Consider the following 23101-nt stretch of genomic DNA (forward strand, 5'->3'; position numbering starts at 1 on the left):
GCTGCGGCCTCCAATTTTTTAGGACAATAGCTTCACGCAGCGCCCTTGGCATCTATACCGACGTATGTATCACCGCAAAAAATGTGGAAGCGAAAATGCTCCGCTCTACTGCCTGCCACTATTCGGTAGCGGCTACGCCCTATATGCAAAATATTCAGACGTAGACATGACGCCGCTACGGGAGAGCAAGAAAATCTCACAGTAAACAGTGACTCGGCACTGAAACTTGTGAGCCCGGGCCGACTTTGAACAGCCACGGACCGTGATCCAATCCGGTCGTCACAAAGCCTGGTCCCGGGCTGCCCGCATAGGCAGCCACGAAAGAGGCAATTGCGCGTGTGTTTGACCGCTGATCGACACGAATGGAGAATAGCGGTTTGCGTTCGCCACCAAACCTCCCATTGCCTTCCCTAAAACAATCATCCGCACAACGTCGTCATGCCATCGGGAATATATTTCCCATGGCGTGGTTTGCTCTCGGCACAATCTTGTTGGCAATCTTGACTGGCTGCGCTGGTGATCCTTCAGTTCATGCCGACACATTGGCACAACCGGCGGGCTTGCAACTGGAACGGACCAAGGCTGGCCCTTTTTTGCTTACCGCCTATGTGCGCATCACGCGCACCGATCTACCCTTGAATCTTTATATCGAGGGTGACGGCCTGGCCTGGCGCAGCCGCTACGAACCCTCAACGGATCCGACTCCGCGCAAGGCCTTGGGATTGACGTTGGCGGCGGCGGACAACAGTGCCAATGTGGTCTACCTGGCACGCCCCTGCCAGTTCACGCCGATGGCGGACAACCCTGCTTGCGACCCGGCCTACTGGACCAGCAAACGATTCGCCCCTAAGATCGTCGCCGCCATGAATGACGCAGTTGGTCATTACCTTGATCGCTTGCCCGGTCAACGCGTGAATCTGGTGGGATATTCCGGCGGCGGCGCTATCGCAGTGTTGGTCGCCGCGCGTCGTCATGATGTGTCGACCCTGCGCACCGTGGCAGGCAACCTGGATCAGGTGGCATTGAATCGTTGGCACAAAGTTTCGCCGATGCCGGATTCGCTCAATGCCATCGATGTCGCAAACCGTGTGGCCGACATCCCGCAATTTCATTTCAGTGGAAGCGCCGATACCGTCGTTCCCACGCAGTTTGCCAGTGCGTTTGTCCAACGTGCAGGAGCCTGCGCCCATGTGAAAGTGCTGCCAGGACTGTCACACGAAGGTAACTGGGCAGCCGTCTGGCCGGAGCTGCTCAAACTGCCACAATACTGCGGCGCTATTAACAGCGACAGTGAGTAGGCGATTTAGCGCGATGCTTTCAAGGCATTCGCGAACTACGTTGTGTCAATGTCCGTAATCGGCCAGGAGCTGGCCAATTTCCAATCACACGCCATTCATAACAAGGCATTGCCGCAGCGGCGCTCGATAGAGCCGCGTACTGCATTTGCAGTATTTACACCGCCCCCTCCCTCCCGCAACATGGCGTGCACAGAGAATGCGCAGGTCATTCCCGCAAGATCCCAGCGCAGGCTGCATGCCATTCATCGGCTCCGTTGATTGTCCGACAGCGCTGTTGCCGGAACCAGTAACACGCCCTGCTTTCGTTGGTCGGTGACTTGTGACGGTTTCTCTTGGCAACCCTCTCCAGCTCAAACAGTCACCATCATGATTTCATTTCTGTCTCCACGTTATCTGTTGCTGTATGGGCTGCTTGTGAGCCCGTACGCGGCGGCCGATCAGGACTTGTGGGGCGCGCGCCTTGATCTGGAGGCCAAGCCCGGCAACAAGCGCAGTCTCGCGGAAGCGGACATGTTTTTCCCCGTCGCGCAGACGGCGCGCACCTTGTTCTTTGCCAACATCCGCACGCGTGGCGATGACTCGGGAGGGCGCGAAGGGAATTTTGGGTTGGGGGTGCGCCACATGCTTGATAGCGGTTGGAACCTTGGCGCCTATGGCTACTTCGACCGCCGCCGCTCAGCCGATACCGGCCTCTATTACAACCAGGCGACTCTTGGGGGTGAGGCAATCGGTCCTGATATCGAGTGGCGCGCCAACGCGTATCTTCCGGTCGGTACCCGCAGCCGTGATGTGGGCAGCGTCAGTTCAGCGCGGGTCAGCGGCGCGGCGGTCGTCGTGGATACCGCCACTAACCAGGAGCGCGCGTTGCGCGGTTTCGACCTTGAATCCGGTTGGCGATTGCCGATCTTTGATTCCGAGGCGACGCGTCAATTGCGCATCTATCTGGGCGGCTACTATTTCAACGATGGAGGCGTGACGGTGACAGGGCCTCGTGCCCGGATGGAGTTTGCGTTTGAAGATCTCGCGTGGTTTGGCCAAGGATCGGCCCTGCTGCTGGGGGCGGAGGCGCAGCGTGATGGCGCGCGCGGCAACCAGCAATTTCTCAGTGTGCGATTGCGCATACCCTTGGGGAGCGGGCATCGTTCGAGCAACCGTTTATCGGCCCAGGCGCGTCGCATGACGGCGGCCATTGTCCGGGATGTCGATGTGGTCACCCAGCGTCATGTCGTACACCAGACGGAGGCCGCGTCCGCGACCGCGGACGGCCGGCGCTTTAGCGTAATCGACAGCGCGACCACATCCGGCGCAAATCTGCCGGCGGCGGTCGCCAGCAGCGGTTCCTTGGTGCTGTTATCCGGTACGTTCAACACCACATCGCAAGTTGCCATGGCGGCCAACCAGACCCTTACCGGAAGCCTTAAGGTTACTACCGCCTCGGGACGCACTGCCACCGTCAATACGAACGCGGTGATCGCCGCAACCAATGCCAGCGGATCGGCGGTCGCGGTCGGCAACCACGGTAGCTTATCCAACCTGAACATCAGCAACACGATGGATGGAAGCATCGTTGGAACCGGCGTTTCCAACGCCTCCGTTGCCGCCACAATTACTGACAACAGGATCACAGTAACGCAGAACGGCGCCAATGACGCCATCGGCGTCAACACCGGCACGCCAGGGAGGACCATCCTCTCCGGCAATATCATCACGGTAAATGGGAGTGCAGGCGCGGGCACTCTGACTGCAATACAAGCCGGGCAGGGAACGGCGACTGTCAACGGAAATACATTGACCGTTTCGGGGGGGACATCCAATGTCAGCATCAACTCTTCGGCGTTTACCAACGAATTCACTGCGGGGTCGGTAGGGAATGTGCTGATCAGCGGCGTGTGCAGCGGCGGAAGTCTCCGGGGAAGCGTATTTTTCACTGATGGCAGCAGTTGTCCGTAGCAAGACCAGGGCGCAAAGCTGCACATGACAAAAATCCCGCACCGTTGCGGGATTTTTCTTTTGGAAGCGTTTTAGGTTCTCACTCAATACTGCCAGCGACGGCGGATAGGGATCGCGCCTCAATCGGGGTGGTTGCCATTCTGGCCACTAAATAAAATTCAAAAAAATGAGACAGGCAGTCAAGTCAGAAGAAAAACATCCATTACCCTTTCCGCGAAAAACAGGTTGCGTGCTCCACGAGGGGAGCAGCAAGGCATAACAACCAGATGGGAATGTGTTTTCCGGGGAAATCAATAGCATGAACAGGATCTATAGCCTGGTGTGGAACCGCCAGCAAGGAGCGTTTGTCGTCGCGCAGGAAAATGCCACGTCGTGCGGCAAGGGGCACCGCGCGGCCACTGTCGCGTTGGCATTGGCGGCAACGCTGCTGGCTACGCCGACGATGGCGGCGACCTATACCGTCGCGAGCAATACCGATGACGGTACCGGTGCGCAAGATACGCTGAGCTGGGCAATCAACCGGGCCAACAGCGGCGATACGACTACCATCGCAACCGGCGTGACCAGCATTACCGTGACTGGTACGTTGCCTACAATTAGCACAGCAGTCTCGATAATTGCCAACGCTGGCACCACAGTGCAGATTGATGGCGTCACGTTGAACATCAGTGGCGTGGCGGCGAATGTCTCGCTTGGAAATACCGTCCGCATCCAAGGACTCCAAGGCGGGAGCGGCGCTGCGGGCCCAAGCGGTGTCGATGGCGGCAGCGGCGGCGCAGGTGGTATTGGCGTTTCCGGGAATGGCTTTACCCTGGGCAACGCCGGGACTATTAATGGAGGTACCGGCGGCAGGGGTGGCAGGGGTGGCGACAACTCTACTCATAACGGCAATGGGGGCAGCGGCGGCGCCGGCGGTATCGGCGTCTCCGGAAATGACTTTGCCCTGACTAACTCCGGAACCATCACTGGCGGCACCGGCGGCAGCGGCGGCGACGCCGGAACGCAAGGTCTTGGCCAGGGTACTGGTGGCAGCGGCGGCGCCGGCGGCGTCGGCGTCTTCGGAAATGGCTTTACGCTGACTAACTCCGGAACCATCAGCGGCGGTACTGGCGGCAGCGGTGGCACTCGAGGAGGCAGCCCCAGCAGTGGCGGCGTTGGCGGCAATGGCGGTATCGGCGTATCCGGAAGCGCCTTTACTCTGACTAACTCTGGAGTCATCAGCGGCGGCAATGGCGGCGTCGGCAATGGCGCAGTCGGCGGCGCCAACGGCGCCAACGGCGGCAGCGGCGGTATCGGTGTATTCGGAAGTGGCTTTATCCTGAACAATTCCGGAATCATCAACGGCGGCAACGGCGGCAGCGGTGGCTTGAGCAACAGTGGCGGCACCAGCGGTCGAGGTGGCGATGGCGGTATTGGCGTATCCGGAACTAACTTTACCCTGACCAACTCCAGAACGATTAGCGGCGGCAGTGGCGGCAACAGTGACTACGGCCTCGGCGGCTACGGTGGCAGCGGCGGCAGCGGTGGTATTGGCGTATCCGGAAATGGCTTTACGCTGACCAACTTCGGAGTCGTCAACGGCGGTAACGGCGGCAGTGGCTACTACGGCGACGTCGGCAGTGGTGGCGGCGGTGGCGGCGGTATCGGGGTATCCGGAAGCGGTTTTACCCTGACTAACTCGGGAGCCATCAGTGGCGGCAACGGCGGCGTCGGTGGTAGCGGAATCAGCGGCGGCGGCATCGGCGGCAACGGCGGCATCGGCATATCCGGAAACGGTTTTACCCTGACTAACTCGGGATCCATCAGTGGCGGGAACGGCGGCAACGGCGGCAACGGCGCCCTCGGCGGTAGCAGTACTGCCGGCGGCGGCAACGGCGGCGACGGGAGCAGCGGCGTATCCGGAAGCGGCTTTACCTTGACTAACTCAGGGACCATCAGCGGTGGCATCGGTGGCATCGGTGGCCCTAGCATCCACGGCAGCGCCAGCAGCCCCGGTAATGCAGCAGCAGCAGTGGTTTCATCCGGCAGCTCTATCATTTATAACAGTGGCATTATCAACGGGGGCAGCGGCGCAAATGCAGTAGACCTTTCGGGCGGCAATAATAAGTTGGTTCTATTGGTAGGCAGCCAGTTCGGTGGCAACGTGGTCAGCACGAGCGGTGCAAGCAATGGCGGCGATACTCTGTCGCTAGGGGGCGCAAGCGGTGCGGGAAGTTTTGCGCTCAGCGATATTGGCGCGGCCTCCAAATACCGGGGATTCACCACTTACATCAAGGAAAATACGGGCACCTGGACCCTGACCGGCAACGGCGCCAGTGACTGGACGGCGCAAGGCGGCACTCTGGTACTTGCCGACAACATGAGCCTGACCGGCACCCTGGCAGTGCAGAACGGAGCGACCGCCCGCGCGGACAATGCCACCGTCAGCGGCACAGTGACCAACGCGGGCACAGTGGCCGTCGATGCCGGCAAGACGGCAAATGTCGGGGCGTACACCAACAGCGGCAGCGGCACCTTGCGAATTGGCGTGACCAGCATGAGCAGCTACGGCAAGCTGGTGGTCAACGGGACGGCCAACCTGGGCGGCGCCTTGTTCGTGGATGCGGCCAGCGCGACAGGCATGTCGGCCGGCACGCTGACGCAGATCATTTCGGCGACGGCGATCTCGGGCACGTTCGCATCGACTTCCACCAACAGTCTGCTATTTGCCTATACGCCGAACTATGTCGGCAACCAGGTCGATCTGATCGTGGCAGCGGCTCCTGCCCGCAACAGCGGTTTGGGCGGCAACATCTTCGGGATCATCAACACCCAAGGCAATCTCCCCGCTGCCGGCGCGGCAAGAGCGCTCGACCAGATCATCGGCGCCAACCCGAGCGGCGCCATCGGCACGCTGTTCCAGGGCTTTACCACCGGCCAGGAACGGCGGCTGTCCAATGCCGTGAGCCAGACCCTGCCCCTGCTGGTGGGGGGCGGGCAAGCGGCGACCAACGCGGCCTTCAGCGGCATCAATGGCGTGGTGCAGGCCCGTATCGGCGGCAACCGCGGCCTGTCCTCGGGCGAAGAATTCCTGGGCGACCGCAACATCTGGTTCAAGCCCTTCGGATCCTGGGCCAACCAAGGCGAGCGCAATGGCGTGCCTGGCTTCAATGCCAGTATCTACGGCGTGGTGGCCGGTGTTGACCGGGATGTCTCGGAAGAACTGCGTGCCGGCGTGGCGTTCGCTTATGCACGCAGCAACGTCGCGAGCGATGCAGCGGAAGCGCCGCAGTCTGGCAAGGTCGACGTCTACCAGTTGATCGGCTACGGCAGCTACGCCCTGGACCAGAACACCGAGCTGAACTTCCAGGGGGATATCGGCCGCAACTTCAACCGGGGCAAGCGCAGCATCGTCTTCGCCTCCAGCGTGGCCGACAGCGCCTACGACAGCACCAGCCTGCACGTCGGCGCAGGCATCGCGCGCAGCTATGCGCTGTCGGAGACGACCAGCTTCACGCCGGGCGTGCGCGCCGACTACACCTGGGTGCGCGATGCCGGCTATGCGGAATCGGGCGCGGGCGTGCTCAACCTGAATGTGGATGGGCGCAGCGTGTCGCAGTTTGTGCTGTCGACCGACGCCAGGCTGAATATGCAACTGAACCGCTACACCAACCTCGCGTTCAATGCCGGCCGGGGCTACGACACAGTCAACAAGCAAGCCTCGATCACGTCCGCTTATGCGGGCGCACCCGGCGCGTCCTTCGTGACCTACGGCCTCAAGCAAAGCCCGTGGATCGGCCGCTTGGGGACGGCGCTGACGTACACCACCAGCGGCGGTATGGACCTGAGCCTGCGCTACGACCTGGAAGCGCGCAGCAGCTTCACCAACCAGACCGCGAGCGCCCGGGCGCGCTGGCGCTTTTGAGCAACAATCAGCCTGGAGCGCCCCCCTCCGCTGGCGAAGTGACCTCCCGCCGCATGCCTCGACCGACTTGCGCTATTGGTGATTTACCTCTAAATTCGCCGCGGGGCATGTAACTAGGGACGTTCGTTTGGGGCCGGACAGGATGACAAAACTCTATACAAGACACGTCGACCGTCTGATCCAAGGGGCGCGCACCCGCTATGCGCTTCCGACAAGTTTGGCCGAAACGGGAATCGCGTTGGTGCAACATCAACATTTCTCGGTCAACGACGAATCCCGCGCGCTCCAGGCGCGCGCGTGGTCCGACTATGTCGGCCGCATCCTCGATACGCCGGTCTCGCGCGCCCAGACGCTGTCTGGCTTCTACGGCGAAATTGACAGCTATGTCCTCAAGGACATGATCTACCTTGATGTCCGTACCGACCCTTTGCACCAGGCCAGGACCGGCGCCAGGATTTCCAGGGACAACGTACGCGACTTCGTGTTCCATATCGCCGTGGAGGGCGTCATGGAAACGGTGACCGCCTCCAGCCGCCATGGCGCGGCCGCGCAGTTCGTGCCGGGCGTACTGGCGCTGGACATGGGCCAGACCATGCGCATGCACCGCCCTACCCGGGCGCGCGTGCTGGCGTTTTTCACGCCACGCGAGAGGGTCGCCGCAGTCATTGCCGATCCCGAATCCATTCACGGCAGGATCCTGTCCTATGCATCGCCGCTGGGGCAGTTGATCCAGGCGCAGGTACGGCACCTGACGCAGCGCCTTCCGTTCCTGGACCAACGCAGCGCGCAGGAGGCCATCGGCCTTTGCCTGGATCTCATCCTGACCGCCTTCGCCAAGCAGGTGCGGCTTGACGATGGCGCTCGCGCGGTGGCCAGGCAAGCGCTCATGGCTTGCGTAAAGCGCCACATCATGGCCAACCTGCACAAAAAGGAGCTGAGTGCGATGACGGTTCAGCGGGCTTTCCCGCAAGTGCCGCGGCCCACCCTCTACCGCATGTTCGAGCCGGAAGGCGGGCTTGCCGCGTACATCCGCAACTGCCGCCTGTGGGCCGCCGCCAGGGAGTTGATCGAGCTGCGGCAAATGCCGGTGGCGGAGATTGCCTACGGCCTGGGATTTGGCAGCGCCTCCGATTTCTCGCGCGCCTTCAAGCGCAGCTACGACGTATCCCCCCTGGACTTCCGCGCCGCTGGCGAGCATTGGCTGCTGTGAGTGGCGGCTTATGCATGGCATGCCCCGACAATTGCCCGAGAATGCCCGAGCTCTTCCAGGCGGATGCCGCCGCCGTTGGCTAGTGCCAGCCCGGAATCTGGTCGCTGTTGTTTATATCGGCCAAATGGCGCTGCAATTCGTCAAGGGACAACGGTTTGGTCAGGTGCAGGCCGAAACCTGCGGCGGCGGCTTGCTCCTTGTCGGCCGCAAGGCCATACCCTGTCAGGGCGACAAGGTGTATGGAAGCCGGCTGCATGGCTTTGCGTAGCGCTACGGCCAGTTCATAGCCGCTCATGTCCGGCAGGCCGATATCTATCACCGCCGCATGCGGCTGGCGCTGCGCGGCCATGGCGAGCGCCTCCTTGCCGCTGGAAGACGACCAGACCTCCAAGCCAAGCTCCGCGAGAAGGGCATGCGTTATCTCCCGAAGGTCATCCTGATCTTCCACCAGCAAGACCTTCATCCCCTTCAGCGACGAGCCGGGCGCCTGCGCCATGCCGCCGTCGGCCGGCATACCGCTGTCCAGGAGGGGGAGGCGCACCTCAAACGTGCTCCCCTTGCCGCTCCCCGCGGAGCGCACGGCCACCGTTCCGCCATGCAGGGCCGCCAGTTTCTGCACCAGGCTCAAGCCTATGCCCATGCCGCCTTCGGTGCGGGCCAAGGTGTTGTCGCCCTGGACGAACACGTCGAACACGTATGGCAAAAGTTCAGGGCCGATCCCTGCGCCCGAATCGGCCACCCTGAGAACGGCCATGCCGTCCTCAGCGCGGACCGAAACGTCGATCAAGCCACCCTCGTCGGTATATTTGACGGCGTTGTCGACAAGGTTGCTGAACACTTGCTCCATCCGGGTGCGGTCGGCGCGCACCATGACAGGTTCGGTATCGAACGAGAACGCGTGCCTTGTCAGTTTCGATGTTTCCATCATCGACCTGACCGAGGCTGCGACGAGTTCTCCCAGATCGAGCGCTTGCATATCAAGCCGGACCTTGCCGTAAATCACCCGGCTGAGATCGAGAAGATCGTTGAGCAGCGACCGCAGGTGATCGCTTTGCCGGTGGATGATATCGGTGGGCCGCCGCAATGCGGGATCGTCGCCGACCCTAAGCCTTAGCAAGGAAACCGCAACGCTGATTGCCGAGAGCGGATTCCTGAGCTCATGCCCCAGCATGGCGAGAAATTCGTCCTTGCGTTTGTTTTCCACTTCCGCAGCATGTCGCGCCACCCTCTCCGAGTCGAGCAGCTCGGCATTGCGCGCTTCCGCCGCTTTCAATTTCGCCGCCGCACTGGCGATGGCGTCTTGCAGCTTGTCGACCTCGGGCGTGCCCGATCGCTTCATTGCGGGCAACTCCGTGCCTTTTCCCAGCATGCTGGATGCGGCGGCAGCCGCTTCTATCGAACCGGCCAGCTGGCGCCCTACCACTCCGGCGCCGGTCAAGGCCGCGATGACCGCCAGCAGCAGCCCTCCCGCGGCGAGGTAGCCGGCCTCCCGCACCTGGCCATCGATCTCCTCCACCGGCACGCCAACGGCGACAGTCCACCCCGACAGCGCGGAGCGGGTGAGGACGTCATAGACGTCGAGATTTCCCCGCACCGTGTGCCTGCGGATATTGTCCGACTGCGAGCGTATGGCCTCGACCGTCTCCCTGTTTGCCGGCTTGCCGACGAATTCATCGGCCTTCGCGCTGCGGCCTATCGTCAATCCATCCTTGTCGAACACGCCCACGACCCAGCTCGCGGGAATGTTTCTCTCCTTGAAGGCCAGCGAGAAATGATCGGAGTAGACCGCTTGCGACAGAACGTAGCTCTTTCCGCTGCGGGTCGTCACGGGGACGTCGATAAAAATGATGTGCTTCTTCAGCGCGCGCGACCACACCATCCCGGATATGTGGACGCCCCTGGCGGCGATGATGGGCATGAGTTCATCCGGCGAGGGCCGGATCAACAAGGGCGCGCCATAGGGCATGCGGGTGTTGAGCACCTGCGAACCGTCCGGGGAATAGAGGATCACCCACCCGATTTCGCCGAATGCGGCCGACTTCGCCTGGTCATAGAACTGCTCGAATTTCTCATCGACAAGCAAGGGCGACCTGGATAGCGCAAGCAGCGCCGACACCGCGCCTTGCAGTTCGCGGTCGATGATCAGCGCGGTGGCGCTGGCTGTCTCCCGCATGGCCCTGATGGCGCTGTCTCGCGTGCCATCGCTCAGCCGCTTTGCGGCGAGCGCCGAGAATATCAGCAGGGGCACCAGCGCAAGCAAGGCCATCAACGCCAGACGGGCACGCAGTTTCATGGAGCGGACATTGGATTCGGACATAGCGCGACAGTTTATCCGTGTTATGGCGTCCCGATGCGCGAATATGGATCCGTCCGGCAGCCGAAGGCGCGCACCGCCGGGTGTGGCCCGTGCCGGATCACCGCCTGCAAGGACGGCCCCCTAGACGACGATGCGCGATACATCCACCAGGTCTCCACGCAAGCGGGAAGCGTCTCGTTTCGGCGGATGCCCGAACAGCCGGGAGTACTCGCGGCTGAATTGCGACGTGCTTTCGTATCCCACGGCATAGGCGGTGCGTGTTGCGTCCACGTCCGAGGCGAGCAGGCGCCGGGCGGCTTGCAGCCGCAGCGTCTTATGGTATTGCAAGGGACTCATCGACGTGGTCGCGCGGAAATGGCGATTGAATGAAGGAACGCTCATGCCGGCAATGTCGGCCACAGTCTTGATCGGGAACGATTCATCGTAGTGATTGCGCATCCAGTCGATGGCTCTCCTGATTTGCGTCAGCCGTCCCTCCTCGCGGGCGATTTGCCGCAGCAGCGGCCCATGCGGACTCTGCAGCAGCCGGTATATCAGCTCGCGCTCACGCGATGCGGCGAGGATGGGAATATCGTCGGGCGCATCGAGGAGCGCCAGCAAATGATCCCAGGCTTCAAGCACCTCGCGCGACACCGTCCCGATGTTGAATGCCGGGAGCTCCCCTTTCTGGGGAGCGGCGGGCATGTCGGCGATCAATGACGTGAAGAGGTCGTGGTCCAGCGTCAGGCCCGTGCCGACGTAAGGCTTGTCGCCATCCATTTCGAACACGCAACAAGTCGTCGGTAACTCGATCAGGGAGGCGAAGCAGGCGCCCGCGCTATAGCGCAGCATTTTCCTGTTGACCATCATCTGCTTGGCGCCTTGCAAAATCAGGCACACGCCCGCACCGATGGCCGTCATGGTCGGCTCCGGTTGCCGAAAAGCGCCGATGGCGAGCCTTGGAATCCCGGTGTCCAGGCTCTTGGGGTTCGCATGGCGCAGCACGCGCCGACTCATCTGCTCGAGGAGATCTTTCATGCATCCAGTGTGACAGCACAAATCGACATTCTCAATAAAATGAGCGGATCAGGCAAGAAATTGCGCAGTTTTGGCGAAACCGTCCCTCCTGCCAAGCGTATCTTGGCAATGCACGTGCAGCAACGCACGCATCTGAACTCAACAGGAGAACGTCTTGACCAACGCACATTTCAACGCAAAGTCCACAACGGACGAGGTATTGGCAGGCATCGACCTGCGCGGCAAACGGGTATTCATTACGGGCGTCTCGGCAGGGTTGGGAATCGAAACCGCGCGCGCTCTGGTGGCCCACGGGGCGGAGGTGATCGGCACCGTGCGCGATCTCGGCAAGGCGCGCGGCGCGACGCAGGCCGTTCGCGACGCGGCGCAAACTTCCGGTGGACACCTCGAGATTATCCGGATGGATCTTGCCGATCTGACATCGGTGCGCGAAGTGAGCGATGCGATGGCCGCGGCGGGGAAACCCTTCGACCTGGTGATTGCCAACGCCGGCATCATGGGGCCGCCGTTCGGCCATACCAAGGATGGATTCGAGCTCCAATTCGGCACCAACGTCCTCGGGCACTTTGTATTGATCAACCGGCTGGCCCCTTTGATGACGGCCGGATCCAGGCTGATCATGCTCTCATCCAACGGACACCGGTTCGCAGATGTCGATCTCGACGACCCCAACTTCGTGCACACCCCCTACGATCCATGGGTTGCCTACGGCCGTTCCAAGACGGGCGATGCCTTGCTCGCCGCGGTCTTCGATGCGCGTCACCGTCATCGCGGCGTGCGTGCCGCAAGCGTCCACCCCGGCGTCATCCTGACGGAGCTGACGCGCAATATAGCGCCTGAGGTTTTCGAGGCGGCCTTTGCGTCGATGAATGAACAGCACCTGGCGCTGGGCAATGCTCCCTTTGAGGTGAAGACCCCCGCGCAGGGCGCCGCCACGACGCTGTGGGCGGGGATCGTCGCCGATGCGGAGACAATTGGAGGACGTTACTGCGAAGACTGCGGGATCGGCGCGATGCTGTCCGATGACGCCGTCGTCAGCGCTTTCAGCGCCGGCGTGCGTCCCTATGCCATCGATCCGCTACGTGCGGAACAGCTATGGACCAAGTGCTCGCAATGGACGGGCGAAGACCACCGGTTGCGACGCTGACGTCGGACGTCCGCCAAGCTGGCAGGAGGAGGATTGCCCTCCTCCTGGGCGCCGCGGGATCAGGCGCTCGGAATGCGTGCGATCACCTTGATTTCAAAATCGAAACCTGCCAGCCAATTCACCCCTACCGCAGTCCAGTTGGGATAGGGAGGTTCTCCAAATTCCTTCAGGCGGATGGCGTTAAGGATATCGAATTGCGCCTGCGGATCAGTATGGAAACTGGTCACGTCGATGACGTCGTCTAGGCTGCAACCTGCTTCTGCCAGTACCGCCTTCAGGTTGTCGAAGGCCAGTTGCACCTGACGTCCGAAATCCGGCTCCGCACTACCGTCCTCCCGGCTTCCCACCTGTCCTGACACGAACAGAAGGTCGCCCGAACGGATCGCGGCGGAATATTGGTTGATCTCATACAGGGCCTGCCGACCGGCGGGAAAGATGGCCTCGCGTTTGTTCATGGCTGTGCTCCAGGGATGTTGATTGAAATAGACGGGCAGCCGGCGCCGGCTGCTCCAGGCATGCGTTGCAGGATCGACTTGCATACGCAACGTATGTCAATTTAATCAAACATACGGATCGTATGTCAACTAAAATACGCCACGTATGTTTTTATCGGGAGAAACCAGCGTGGTGAAGAGCCGTTCGGAAATGGTGGAAGAAACCCGGGCCAAGCTGATCCAGGCGGCCCGTGCATCTTTCGCCCAATACGGATACGCGAACGCGTCCATGGATGAACTGACCGCCGGCGTGGGCCTCACCCGCGGGGCGCTGTATCACAACTTCGGGGACAAGAAGGGATTGCTGCAGGCTGTCATCGATCAAATCGATACGGAGATGGCAACCAGGGCGCACGCGCTCAACGCCAAGGAAAAGGACCCCTGGAAGCGGCTCATGGCAGAGGCCATCTCTTATATCGAGATGGCCCAGGAACCCGAGGTCCAGCGCATCATGCTGCGCGACGGTCCCGCCGTGCTGGGGGATCCCTCGCAGTGGCCCAGTCAGAACGTTTGCCTGGGAAAGACGATAGCTGGCCTGCGCGAGCTGATCGACGCCGGCGTGATCCATCATGTAGATGCGGAAGCCACCGCTCGCCTGCTCAATGGCGCTGCATTGAACGCAGCCATGTGGATTGCTTCATCGGACCAGCCCAAGGCCGTGTCCAGGAAAGCCGTTGAGGCGTTCAGATACCTGGCCAATGGCTTGCTGCGGCCGGCAACATCCTAGCGGCGCGCAGCTTCGTCGTCCGTCTTTGGCGGTAACGAGATATCAAGGGCCGCGACCATCGCGGCTTGCAGCATTGAGGGATCGAGCGGCTTGTGCAGCACCTTGAAGCCGCTGGCGCTGGCTTCGTTGATGCCCTGCAACGAGGTGTCGCCGGTGACGATGATGGCCGGCACGTCCGATCCCATGGCCTTGCGCACGGCGTGCACGACGTCGACGCCGGTCACTTCCATGGCCAGCCGGAAATCCGTCACGATAAGCTGGACGGCAGCGTGCTCCAATTCATCCAGGGCCTGCTCCAGCGAGCGTGCGGCGATGACCGCATATCCCCAGCTGGCCAGCAGCACCTCCATGCCATCGAGCACCTGCTTGTCATCATCGACCACCAGCACGGTGTATCGCTCATCGCGCCGGCGTAACGGCCTGGCCCGGGCCGATGGAGTTTGCCCGGCGGCCGGCGCGTCGCGATGCGGCAGGCGCACCGTGAAGCAGGACCCTTTGCCCCGCACCGAACGCAGGCCTACCTCCGCGCCGATCAACTCGGCGGTCCTCTTGACGATGGCCAGCCCCAATCCCAGGCCCTGTTCGCGGTCGCGCGCGATGTTGCCGACCTGATAGAACTCCCGGAAGATATTGTCGAACTGGTCCGCGGCGATGCCGATGCCGGTATCGGCCACGAGGATTTCCAAGGCGCCATGCCGGCGGCGGCAGGCCAGCAGGATCTTGCCGTGGCGCGTGTAGCGCACCGCGTTGGACAGGAGATTCGACAAGATATTTTGCAGCAGCACCGGATCGGTATCGGGCCAGGCATCGGTGCGCCGCACCTTGAGCTGCAGGCCCTTGGCTGCGGCAGCCTGGACGTACTGGTTGCCCAGAGCGTCGAAGCTCTCCTGCAGGCGAAGGCGGCGCCGTTCCACCTGGATCACGCCGGCGTCCAGGCGCGAAATGTCCAGCAACACGTTGAGCAGTTGCGACATCCCCGTGAGCGCCGATTGCAGCCGGCCGGCGAGCATCTCGATGGCGTCGCGCTCGATCTTCGGGGCTTGCGCCGCCACGCGCAGCGTGGCGATGTACAGGCCCAGCGCGTGGGTGGGCTGGCGCAGGTCGTGACTGGCTGCCGCCAGGAATTGCGACTTGCTGCGATTGGCCAGCTCGGCGCGTTCTTTTTCTTCGGTCAGCTGGCGGATCAGCGCCGTGTTCTCGAAGCGCAGGGTGATGGCGTCCGCCAGCGTGCGCTGCATCACCCGGCTGTAGGCCAGGTTCACGCCCAGCAGGAACAGCGACAGCACACCCAGCACCGAGAACAGCGGCGTGCCGTGGGCGAACGAGCGCAGCGCGAACGGCAGCACCGTGGGCAGGGCGTAGACGTAGTATGCCGGCCAGAATGCCGACAGCGAGGCGACCGAACCGCCGGTCATCCCGGCCAGCACGATGCAGGTGTAGACCGTGACGATGGCATTGTCCGGTGCAAAGAACAGCGGCCCCATCGCGCCCCACAGGCACCCCGATACCGCCGCCCAGAAGACGTAATGCCAGCAGCGCCGCGCGGTGGCGTCGGGGTGATGGGGGCCGGCCCGCCCGTCTTTCCGGACGATGAGGATGCGCAGCGCGGTGAGCAGGTAGATCGCCCCCGCCCAGCCCAATAACAGGGGATGCGCCACCTCGTTCCACAGCAGAAACACGGTCAGCCCGGCAACGGCAATGTTGCCCAGGAAGATCGGCGGAGACTGCCGGTACAAGGTGTTGACCAGTTCCCGGTAGAGCGCGGGATCCCTGGTCGGAAGCAGGTTTGTCATAAGTATTCCGCGGGGAAATAAAGTGCCGGCAGGAACCCTTGTCGGACGGCAATTGGGCGAGTTTACTGTAATATCGCCCCATCAATGGCCGGCCGCACGATGCGGCCCGGGCGCCGGGGCGCCCGCGCGATCAAGGGGGATGGCGATGAACAATAATCCGAGAGAACTGAATCGATGAAATCGATCGTGCTGGCTGAAGACCACGCGATCATCCGCGACGGCCTCAAGCTGCTGATCGCCACCCGCTCCAACCTGCGCGTGGCGGCCGACACCGGCGACGGCAACGAGGTGGAGCAACTGGTGCGCACGCACGCCGCGGATTTGCTGCTGCTCGACCTCGACCTGCCCGGATGCCACGGCATCGAGGTGACGCGCAGCATCAAGGCGCGTCATGCCGGCACCCGGGTGCTGATCCTCACCGGCAATCCCAGCGCCGCCTCCGTCAACGCCGCCTTCGAGGCCGGCGCCGACGGCTATGTGCTCAAGCACGAAAACGTCGAAGAACTGCTCTACGCCATTTCACTGGTGCTGTCGGGAATCGTCTACCTCAGCAAGAGCCTGGTGCATTTTTCCAGTGCGCCGGCGCCGCAGCCGGAACAGGTGCAATCGATCACCGCGCGCGAGCAGGAAATCCTTGCCCTGATCGCCGGCGGCAATTCCAGCAACGACATCGCCGCGGCGCTCAACCTGAGCGTGCTGACGGTGCGCAAGCACCGCCAGAACCTGATGGCCAAACTCTCCTTGCACAACGTCGCCGACGTCACCGCCTACGCCATGCGGCGCAAGCTGTTGCCGCACTGATGGGATTCCCCTTGCTCATACGCCGCCATTGATGATGGCCAGCGTACTGTTGCCTGCATCATCCTTGCCCGCCACATCGCCATTGCCATCGCTGCGCGACTGTTCGGTTTGCGCGGCGACAGCGGCGGCTGGCGGCTCTTGACGAACGATGTCCAGACTGCGTTGCGTCGCGAATGCCGGCGCAGGCGATGGACGATCTGCGCCCCTGATCGCCGCCAGGTACCAGGCCATGGCTTGCGTGTTGTCGCTGATGTCGGCCAGCGCGATGCCGGTCGGGTTGCTCAGTACATAGTTGCCGCGGTCGGCGCCGGTGAGGCTGAACGCCAGATTGACAGTCTTGCCGGCGCCGATGGATGCGCTGCCGAAATTGCCGCTCTGGCTCAACGACACCGCGTCGCCCGCCAGCATGCCATTGAGCACGCCGCCGCTGACGGTGGCGCCGGTGTTGCCGTCAAAAGGCTTGTTCTGCGCGATGGCGCCGCTGGCCGTCAGGGTCGCCGGGGTGACCGTCACGTTGCCGGCGTTGGAGACCAGCTGGTAGCCCAGGCTGGAGGCCAGGTTGCCGGTGTAGTCCAAGGCATAGCTGCCCACATTGACATGGCCCGAGCCCGACGTATTGCCGCTCGCAACGCTGAACGAAGCCGTGCCTGAGATGCCGGCGCTGAGCAATGTGTCGCCGTCGATCAAGCCACCGGTGTTGATGGCATAGCCCGAGGGCAAGGCATTGCCGTAGACGATGGTGCCGCCGGTGGGCGTGACTTGCAAGGTCGGCGCAACGCTATAGAAGAACCAGTTGCCGCTGCCGGCATAGCCCGGCGTGACGCCGTTATAGCTCACGTCGTAATGCTTGCTGTAGGCGCCGGCGCCGTTGCGGTTGCTGGTGACGGGGTTGGCGGTATAGACCAGGTAGCGGCCGCCGATCGACATGTTGGAGACCGTGCTGTTGAAGCTCCTGCCGGCCACCATGATGGTGTCGCCGCTGCGATTGAGTGTGGTATTGAGATCGATGTTGCTGGCTGTCAGTGTCAGGGTGGCGTTTCCGTCTATCGCAGCCAGGCTTCCTGTTGACAGCGTCATCGCGCTGCCCGAACCTGCGCCGCCGACGGATATGCCGAATCCGGCGCTGTAAGGCTCAATGTTGACCTTCGGGGCGTTGACGAGGGAGCCGGCTCCCCCGCTAATGGTCAGGTCATCGGCCAGCAAATGGACGCTGCTGCCCGCATCGACGTTGGACGATATGTAGATGGACGGGGCTTTCAGCGTGACGGCGCCGGGAGCATAAATGACGTTGTAGACGTTGATGCTGTTGCCAGCCTCGGCCGTCAGCGATTTGCCGGCCGCGGCAATGCTCACTGGATCGTAAAAGTTAATGCTGTTGGTCGCCTGCAGGCTGACATTGCTGGTGGCATTGCTTATCGTGGCGCCAAGTATTGTGGATGAGCCGGTAGGCAGGTCGCCGAAACCGATGACCGGTATGGTGAATCCACAACTGGTCTGGCAGTCGATTACCTGGAGATCGGTCGGATCAAGCAGCAGCGTCCCCATTGTGCCGAGGGGTACGCGCGTATCGACCTGGGCGCTGAAATTGAGCGTCTGCTTGCCGGAGACCTCGACGAAGCCGCCGTCGCCGCCTGCGGCGCCGCCTTTCGCATTGATCTTGCCTTGCGCCACGGTGACGCCGTCGGACCAGACGATGACGCGTCCGCCGTTGCCCTGGCCGGTCGCGTTGGCGTCGATCTGCGCATCGGCCGACACCAGGGTCTGGCTGGCGTTGCGCACGGAGGCATTGCGGCCCTGGAAGTCGCCCCCGATCAGGACCGTGCCGCCGCCGTCACGTCCGCTGGCGTCGACCTGCGCCGCGCCGAACAGGCCGACGCGCTCGCCCAGCAGGCTGACCTGGCCGCCCTGGCCGGTCGCATTCGACACATCGATACGGCCTTGCAGCACGGTGTCGCCGTTGCCGGCATCGGCCACTACCTGGCCGCCCTGCGCGCTGATGCCGCCATTCACCTGCAATTGCCCGTCGTTGCTAACCAGCATGACGCGGCCACCCTGCGTATCGACAGCGTTGGCCTGGATCATGCCATCGTTGTTGACGACCGCCTTGATCAGCGTGTCGGCCGTCCTGGCGTTCATCAAGACAGTGCCGCCATCGGCCTGGATCAGCTGCTTGTTCTGCACCAGCGCCTGCAAACTGCCCTGGTCGATCCTGACGCTTAGCAGGCCGTCACCGGCGAAGTCGAGCGTCATGTCGCTGCCGGCCGCCAGCGTCACGTTGCCCAGCCTGGCGGCCAGGGTACCCTGGTTGCTGACCTGGCTGCCCAGCAGGGCAATGTAGCCGCCGTCTCCGGCGGTGATCTTTCCCTGGTTGACGATGCCGGCGGCGCTGCCGGCGATACCCGTGAAACGATAGTTGCCGGCATTGAAATCGGCATCGCTGAGATTCAGGGTGCTGGCCAGCAGGCCGCCGACATTGACGCTGGCGCTGGCGCCGAACAGTACGCCATTGGGGTTGAGCAGGAACACCTGGCCATTGGCGTTGAGCTTGCCGTAGATCTCGGTGGCGCCGTTGCCGATGATGCGATTCAAGGCAATGGCATCGCGCCCGGGCTGGATGAAATTGACCGTCTCATTGCCGGCGATATTGAAGCTGCTCCAATTGATGGCCAGCTTGCCGCTGCCTTGGGTGATGTTGGTGACATTGCCGCTGCTGCTGATGGCGCCGCTGCCGCTGGTCACCACGCCATCGGCCGGAGCGGCCCAGGCGCCCCCGGCCGCCATGGCCAGCAGGTGGGCGGCCAGTATCGGCCATGCGCGACGCGTTGGCTTGGGCAGGGGTTGCGGCTCGTTTTGCGGGCGGGCATGGCGGGGGCGGCGGCAATGGCACATGGGATTTCCTCTTGCGGGTTCTTCAGAAGCGCCGGGCCAATTGCAGCCAGGCTCGAGGCAGTTTGTCCTTGTCGGAACTCGGCGCCTCGTCGGTGCGCCAGGCGACGCTGGCCTGCAGGCTCCAGCCTTGCAGGCCTGCCCAACGGATGCCTGTGCCCAGGCCGGAGAGCGAGCGGCGATTGTTTCCATCGCCGGCCACGGGCGTGTGATTGAGACGGCCTTGTGCGGCGTCGTAAAACAGTAGCGCCTGCCATTGCGGCGTGACGTCGACACGCAGCTCCAGGTTAAGCAGCCAGGCGTCGTCGGCGGGTGCTTCACCCTGTGGATAGGCGCGTACGCCATAGGCGCCGCCCAGCGACATCTTCTCCGTGGAGGTGAGATTGCCTGCGGCGTACTGCGCGCTCAATTGCGCCGACAGGCTCCAATCCCGGTTCAAGCGCTGCAGCCGGCCGAGCTGCATGTTGCTCTTGAAGAAATGGCCCTGCGTGTTGTGACCGAGGGCGTCCAGCGCCGCGCTTTCGGCATCGAGCTTGAGCTTGCCCGCCGTGACGCTCAGGCTCCCCTGGCTGATGCCTCCGCCGATCAGGTCGTCGCTGCGATAACCGGACAGGCCCACGGTCAGGTTATCGAGCGTCTTGCTGGTGGCGGTGGCGGTCATGTCGATGTTGTCGTCGAGCGCCTTGTGATCGACATTGATCTGCAGGTTGAGATTGGCCTGGCGGCTTCGCAGCAGCGGATGGAGCAGGTAGAGGCTGGCGATGCGGGCCGTGCCATGGGCATCGAGGTTGCTGAATTCTTCACCGAGCCGGTAGCGCATCCGGGCATAGGCCGCGCCGACCTGGGTGCCCTGGCGATTGAGCGGCAATTGATAGCTCACGCGCCCGTAGACCAGGCCGCTGCCGGAACTCAAGGCGTTCAATTGCAACGCATCGCCCAGGCCCAGGGGATTGTTCAATGTGACGCTGCCGTTGGCGCGCGCCTGGCCGGTGTAACGATTGCCCAGGTTGTCCAGGCTCACGCTGGCGTCATGGGGCTTGCCATTCCTCACCTGGATATCCAGATCGGTGCTGCCCAGCGAGGCGCCTGGCGACAGGGTCGAACGCACGGCCAGGCCGGGGATGTCGCTCAGCAGCAGCAGGCTGCGCTCCACGGCATCGCTGCGCAAGGCCCGGTCGGGCATTATCCCGGCCACTTGTTCGCGTATCCGGTCGTCACTGAAGCTGGATTGGTTGTCCAGCGACAGCTTGCCCAGCCGCCCTTCCAGCACCTGGATGTGGACCATGCCGTTCCTGATTTCCTGCGCCGGCAGATAGGCCCGGGCCAACAGGTAGCCCGCTTGCCGGTAGTGTTGGGTGATGCGCTCGACGCCCTGCTCCAGTTCGGCCAGGCTGTGCTGGCCGCCGATCAGGTCGCTCACCAGGCCTTGCAACTCGCCCGCGGGGAATGCCTGGGCGCCGGCAATGTGAATGGCCTCGACATGGATCCTGACATCGGCCGGGAGCTGCAACGGCGCGCGCGGCGCGGGCGCCGGAAGTGCTTCGACATTGCTCCTGGGTAGCTGCATGGGAGCCTGGACATTGTCCAGCAGGCGACCGGCATCGGGCAGGGCCTGCGCCGAGGCCGGCGCGGCTGAGAAGGAAAAGGAGGCAATCAACAAGCCCGCCAGCGGGAAGGCTGCGTCAGGGCGGACGGGGCGGCGGTATTTGTCGGGGGTGCTCATCTCGGGCATCGGCAGTATCGTCAAGCTGCTGGTCGGCGCGATCAGACCAGAGCCTCGCAGCCCTATTTCTTATGGCGCAAGCCGCCAGCGTATCAACGCGGGCCACGCATGTGAATACTGCAAATGTAGTAGATGCGCTGGTCATTGGCGCCGCAATCCATCGAAAAGCGCAGAAGACCGAAGGACGCTTCAAACCTGAGCCGGCTTTGGCCGAAAATTTCCCGAGAGGGCAGGCCGGTATTGGATGCAATTCAACGATTGCAGTACGCCAGGCGCGCCTGGCTGGCGCAGCATCATCCGCGGCTGCGCATTTGGGCGGCAGGCGCTTGCCTGCCTCGCCTGATCGCCACGGCAATTGCCGCCCAATATGTACAGTAGATGGCGATGCTCATGTACACCGGCTGAGAGCGATAGCCGGTCATGGTGGATACCATCCCGCCGACGACCGTGCCGTCATCCAATAGCCACCTCGTATCCCATGCCCTCGTGGTCAGCACATCCACGAGCGGCAGTCCCGACATGAAGTCGGTGTTCTCGAGCACAAGATCGATGCATTTCTCAAGCCCGGTAAGAAGCAGGCCGGCTGCCAGGAAGAAGAGGATGAGTTCAGATACCTGGAAGAACCGACGCCATGAAATCAATTTCCCACCAAGCTGCAGCGCCATGAACGTCGCAATTGCGCACGCAAGGCCAATGACCACCGCACTGATGAACGTACTTGAGCTGCCAGCGTGGCCGACGCCCACGCCGTAGAGAAAGACCGCGCACTCGCTCCCCTCTCTCGTTATCGCCAAGGCGGCAAGGAACAACACTCCCCAGCCGGTCTTCCTCGTCGATTGGTGGTCGAGCGACGCCAACAAGTCGGCCTTCATGGTGCGCCCGTTCTTGCGCATCCAGAAGGCCATACGGACGATAAGAGCGGCGGCAGTGAGGACGATCACAATCTGGAAGTAGGTCTGCGCGTTCCCGTCCAGGGCATCGTTGAATGCCACGAGCATGTATCCGGCCAAGACAGCCGCCAGAATACCGAGTGCGACTCCGCCCCAAAGGTAGGGAACCGCGTAGCGGGTACGCTCTCCCCCATTCTTCATCCAGGAAAACAGGATGCCGACGATAAGTAGCGCCTCTACGCTCTCGCGCCAGACGATGAATGAAGTCTGCCCCATGCTTCTCCTTGTGGATGAATCTTGCCAAAGCGTGGACGTTAGGAGGCAAGACTTAGGAGAAACTTAGGGAATATCCCGGGAAAATATCGCCTGGTGTTCCTCCCGCAGCAGCAGGGAGCACAAAGCGACCCATGCTATTGCCGCCATCCAGCCTGCAAGCACATCCGATGGATAATGAACGCCAAGGTAGACGCGCGAAAATCCCACCAAGAAAACGAAGACGAGGCCGAGGCCGAATGGAAAATGCCACCGGCCTCTGGCCTCATTGCGAAAGGCAAATGCCAGCGCGACAAACAGGGCCATGGTATGCATCGCGTGCCCACTAGGGAAGCTGTAAGAGTGCTCAGATACCAGCGTGCCCCATAGCTCGGGCCGGGATCGCAAGAAGACCCCTTTGAACACCGAGTTCAGCGCCGCGCCGCCCCCTACGGCCGCTGCAAGGAATATCGCAATCGCCGTCCTTCTCCGGCCGAGCAGCCAGCACAGAAAAACTATCTCCAGCGGCGCCAGCACCAGCGCGGATCCCATGTGAGTGATGGCAACCATCACCTGATCGAGCAATGGGCAGGCATGCGCATGGAATTTCTCCATGACGCGTATCTCCATCGGCAGTGTCTTGCGCTGGGACACTACATAAGCAAGAGCAGAGAACAGGACGGCGCCCCCCG

General features: G+C 62.5%; 15 protein-coding genes. 7 read left to right on the plus strand and 8 right to left on the minus strand.

The genetic code is table 11. The features are described from left to right. Positions 1 to 461 precede the first annotated feature (461 nt). From Herbaro_RS20285 to Herbaro_RS20300, 4 genes are all read left to right on the plus strand, one after another. Positions 462 to 1298 carry an alpha/beta hydrolase gene (locus Herbaro_RS20285; protein ID WP_275011405.1) on the plus strand — a complete coding sequence of 279 codons (837 nt, stop codon included), beginning with the start codon at positions 462 to 464 and terminating at the stop codon, positions 1296 to 1298. A gap of 366 nt (positions 1299 to 1664) precedes the next feature. Further along, complete coding sequence (locus Herbaro_RS20290; RefSeq protein ID WP_275011406.1) at positions 1665 to 3248, plus strand: inverse autotransporter beta domain-containing protein; 1584 nt, start codon at positions 1665 to 1667, stop codon at positions 3246 to 3248. Positions 3249 to 3546: 298 nt separating this feature from the next. Then, positions 3547 to 7152, plus strand: a complete 3606-nt coding sequence (locus Herbaro_RS20295) for an autotransporter domain-containing protein (RefSeq protein WP_275011407.1) — start codon at positions 3547 to 3549, stop codon at positions 7150 to 7152. 142 nt (positions 7153 to 7294) lie between these two features. Continuing rightward, positions 7295 to 8362: an AraC family transcriptional regulator gene (locus Herbaro_RS20300; RefSeq protein ID WP_275011408.1), complete on the plus strand. Its 1068-nt coding sequence runs from the start codon at positions 7295 to 7297 to the stop codon at positions 8360 to 8362. Positions 8363 to 8441: 79 nt separating this feature from the next. Here Herbaro_RS20300 and Herbaro_RS20305 read toward each other — a convergent pair whose 3' ends face one another. Continuing rightward, positions 8442 to 10679, minus strand: a complete 2238-nt coding sequence (locus tag Herbaro_RS20305; RefSeq protein WP_275011409.1) for a hybrid sensor histidine kinase/response regulator — start codon at positions 10677 to 10679, stop codon at positions 8442 to 8444. A 120-nt stretch (positions 10680 to 10799) separates the two neighbouring features. Next, entirely contained in the window at positions 10800 to 11696 is an 897-nt protein-coding gene (locus Herbaro_RS20310) for an AraC family transcriptional regulator (protein ID WP_275011410.1), read from the minus strand. A 154-nt stretch (positions 11697 to 11850) separates the two neighbouring features. Here Herbaro_RS20310 and Herbaro_RS20315 point away from each other — a divergent pair, with 154 nt between their 5' ends. Further along, positions 11851 to 12843, plus strand: a complete 993-nt coding sequence (locus Herbaro_RS20315; RefSeq protein ID WP_275011411.1) for an SDR family NAD(P)-dependent oxidoreductase — start codon at positions 11851 to 11853, stop codon at positions 12841 to 12843. Positions 12844 to 12902: 59 nt separating this feature from the next. Here the strand turns inward: Herbaro_RS20315 and Herbaro_RS20320 are convergent, their stop codons facing one another. After that, the gene (locus tag Herbaro_RS20320) at positions 12903 to 13298 is read right to left on the minus strand and encodes a RidA family protein (protein ID WP_275011412.1); all 396 of its coding nucleotides are present in this window, start codon (positions 13296 to 13298) and stop codon (positions 12903 to 12905) included. 145 nt (positions 13299 to 13443) lie between these two features. Here Herbaro_RS20320 and Herbaro_RS20325 point away from each other — a divergent pair, with 145 nt between their 5' ends. After that, positions 13444 to 14064: a TetR/AcrR family transcriptional regulator gene (locus Herbaro_RS20325; RefSeq protein ID WP_275011413.1), complete on the plus strand. Its 621-nt coding sequence runs from the start codon at positions 13444 to 13446 to the stop codon at positions 14062 to 14064. Here Herbaro_RS20325 and Herbaro_RS20330 read toward each other — a convergent pair. After that, positions 14061 to 15857 (minus strand): hybrid sensor histidine kinase/response regulator, encoded by a 1797-nt coding sequence (locus tag Herbaro_RS20330; protein ID WP_275011414.1) that lies wholly within the window; start codon positions 15855 to 15857, stop codon positions 14061 to 14063. The genes Herbaro_RS20325 and Herbaro_RS20330 overlap by 4 nt on opposite strands. Positions 15858 to 16031: 174 nt before the next feature. Between Herbaro_RS20330 and Herbaro_RS20335 the strand changes: the two genes are divergently transcribed. Next, positions 16032 to 16658, plus strand: a complete 627-nt coding sequence (locus Herbaro_RS20335) for a response regulator (protein ID WP_275011415.1) — start codon at positions 16032 to 16034, stop codon at positions 16656 to 16658. Between the two features lie 15 nt (positions 16659 to 16673). On the opposite strand, the gene Herbaro_RS20340 is transcribed toward Herbaro_RS20335, so the two are convergent. The 4 genes from Herbaro_RS20340 to Herbaro_RS20355 all read right to left on the minus strand — a co-directional run bounded on the left by Herbaro_RS20340 (position 16674) and on the right by Herbaro_RS20355 (position 23024). Continuing rightward, positions 16674 to 19547 carry a two-partner secretion domain-containing protein gene (locus Herbaro_RS20340; RefSeq protein ID WP_275011416.1) on the minus strand — a complete coding sequence of 958 codons (2874 nt, stop codon included), beginning with the start codon at positions 19545 to 19547 and terminating at the stop codon, positions 16674 to 16676. A 22-nt stretch (positions 19548 to 19569) separates the two neighbouring features. Next, on the minus strand, positions 19570 to 21267 hold the full coding sequence (locus tag Herbaro_RS20345) for a ShlB/FhaC/HecB family hemolysin secretion/activation protein (protein WP_275011417.1): 1698 nt from the start codon (positions 21265 to 21267) through the stop codon (positions 19570 to 19572). A 293-nt stretch (positions 21268 to 21560) separates the two neighbouring features. Beyond that, positions 21561 to 22433, minus strand: coding sequence for an FTR1 family iron permease (locus Herbaro_RS20350; RefSeq protein ID WP_275011418.1), 873 nt, complete (start codon positions 22431 to 22433; stop codon positions 21561 to 21563). 63 nt (positions 22434 to 22496) lie between these two features. Further along, positions 22497 to 23024, minus strand: coding sequence for a phosphatase PAP2 family protein (locus tag Herbaro_RS20355; RefSeq protein WP_275011419.1), 528 nt, complete (start codon positions 23022 to 23024; stop codon positions 22497 to 22499). Positions 23025 to 23101: the final 77 nt, after the last annotated feature.

The sequence above is a fragment of the Herbaspirillum sp. WKF16 genome, from assembly GCF_028993615.1.
Taxonomy (GTDB): Bacteria; Pseudomonadota; Gammaproteobacteria; order Burkholderiales; family Burkholderiaceae_D; genus Herbaspirillum.

Excerpts from the sequence above, each read along its gene's own strand:
- Herbaro_RS20330 (WP_275011414.1), bottom strand. The coding sequence starts at position 15,857 with ATGACAAACCTGCTTCCGACCAGGGATCCCGCGCTCTACCGGGAACTG.
- Herbaro_RS20300 (WP_275011408.1), top strand. The coding sequence starts at position 7,295 with ATGACAAAACTCTATACAAGACACGTCGACCGTCTGATCCAAGGGGCG.
- Herbaro_RS20285 (WP_275011405.1), top strand. The coding sequence starts at position 462 with ATGGCGTGGTTTGCTCTCGGCACAATCTTGTTGGCAATCTTGACTGGC.
- Herbaro_RS20320 (WP_275011412.1), bottom strand. The coding sequence starts at position 13,298 with ATGAACAAACGCGAGGCCATCTTTCCCGCCGGTCGGCAGGCCCTGTAT.
- Herbaro_RS20310 (WP_275011410.1), bottom strand. The coding sequence starts at position 11,696 with ATGAAAGATCTCCTCGAGCAGATGAGTCGGCGCGTGCTGCGCCATGCG.
- Herbaro_RS20350 (WP_275011418.1), bottom strand. The coding sequence starts at position 22,433 with ATGGGGCAGACTTCATTCATCGTCTGGCGCGAGAGCGTAGAGGCGCTA.
- Herbaro_RS20355 (WP_275011419.1), bottom strand. The coding sequence starts at position 23,024 with ATGGAGAAATTCCATGCGCATGCCTGCCCATTGCTCGATCAGGTGATG.
- Herbaro_RS20335 (WP_275011415.1), top strand. The coding sequence starts at position 16,032 with ATGAAATCGATCGTGCTGGCTGAAGACCACGCGATCATCCGCGACGGC.
- Herbaro_RS20340 (WP_275011416.1), bottom strand. The coding sequence starts at position 19,547 with ATGTGCCATTGCCGCCGCCCCCGCCATGCCCGCCCGCAAAACGAGCCG.
- Herbaro_RS20295 (WP_275011407.1), top strand. The coding sequence starts at position 3,547 with ATGAACAGGATCTATAGCCTGGTGTGGAACCGCCAGCAAGGAGCGTTT.
- Herbaro_RS20290 (WP_275011406.1), top strand. The coding sequence starts at position 1,665 with ATGATTTCATTTCTGTCTCCACGTTATCTGTTGCTGTATGGGCTGCTT.
- Herbaro_RS20305 (WP_275011409.1), bottom strand. The coding sequence starts at position 10,679 with ATGTCCGAATCCAATGTCCGCTCCATGAAACTGCGTGCCCGTCTGGCG.
- Herbaro_RS20345 (WP_275011417.1), bottom strand. The coding sequence starts at position 21,267 with ATGAGCACCCCCGACAAATACCGCCGCCCCGTCCGCCCTGACGCAGCC.
- Herbaro_RS20325 (WP_275011413.1), top strand. The coding sequence starts at position 13,444 with ATGTTTTTATCGGGAGAAACCAGCGTGGTGAAGAGCCGTTCGGAAATG.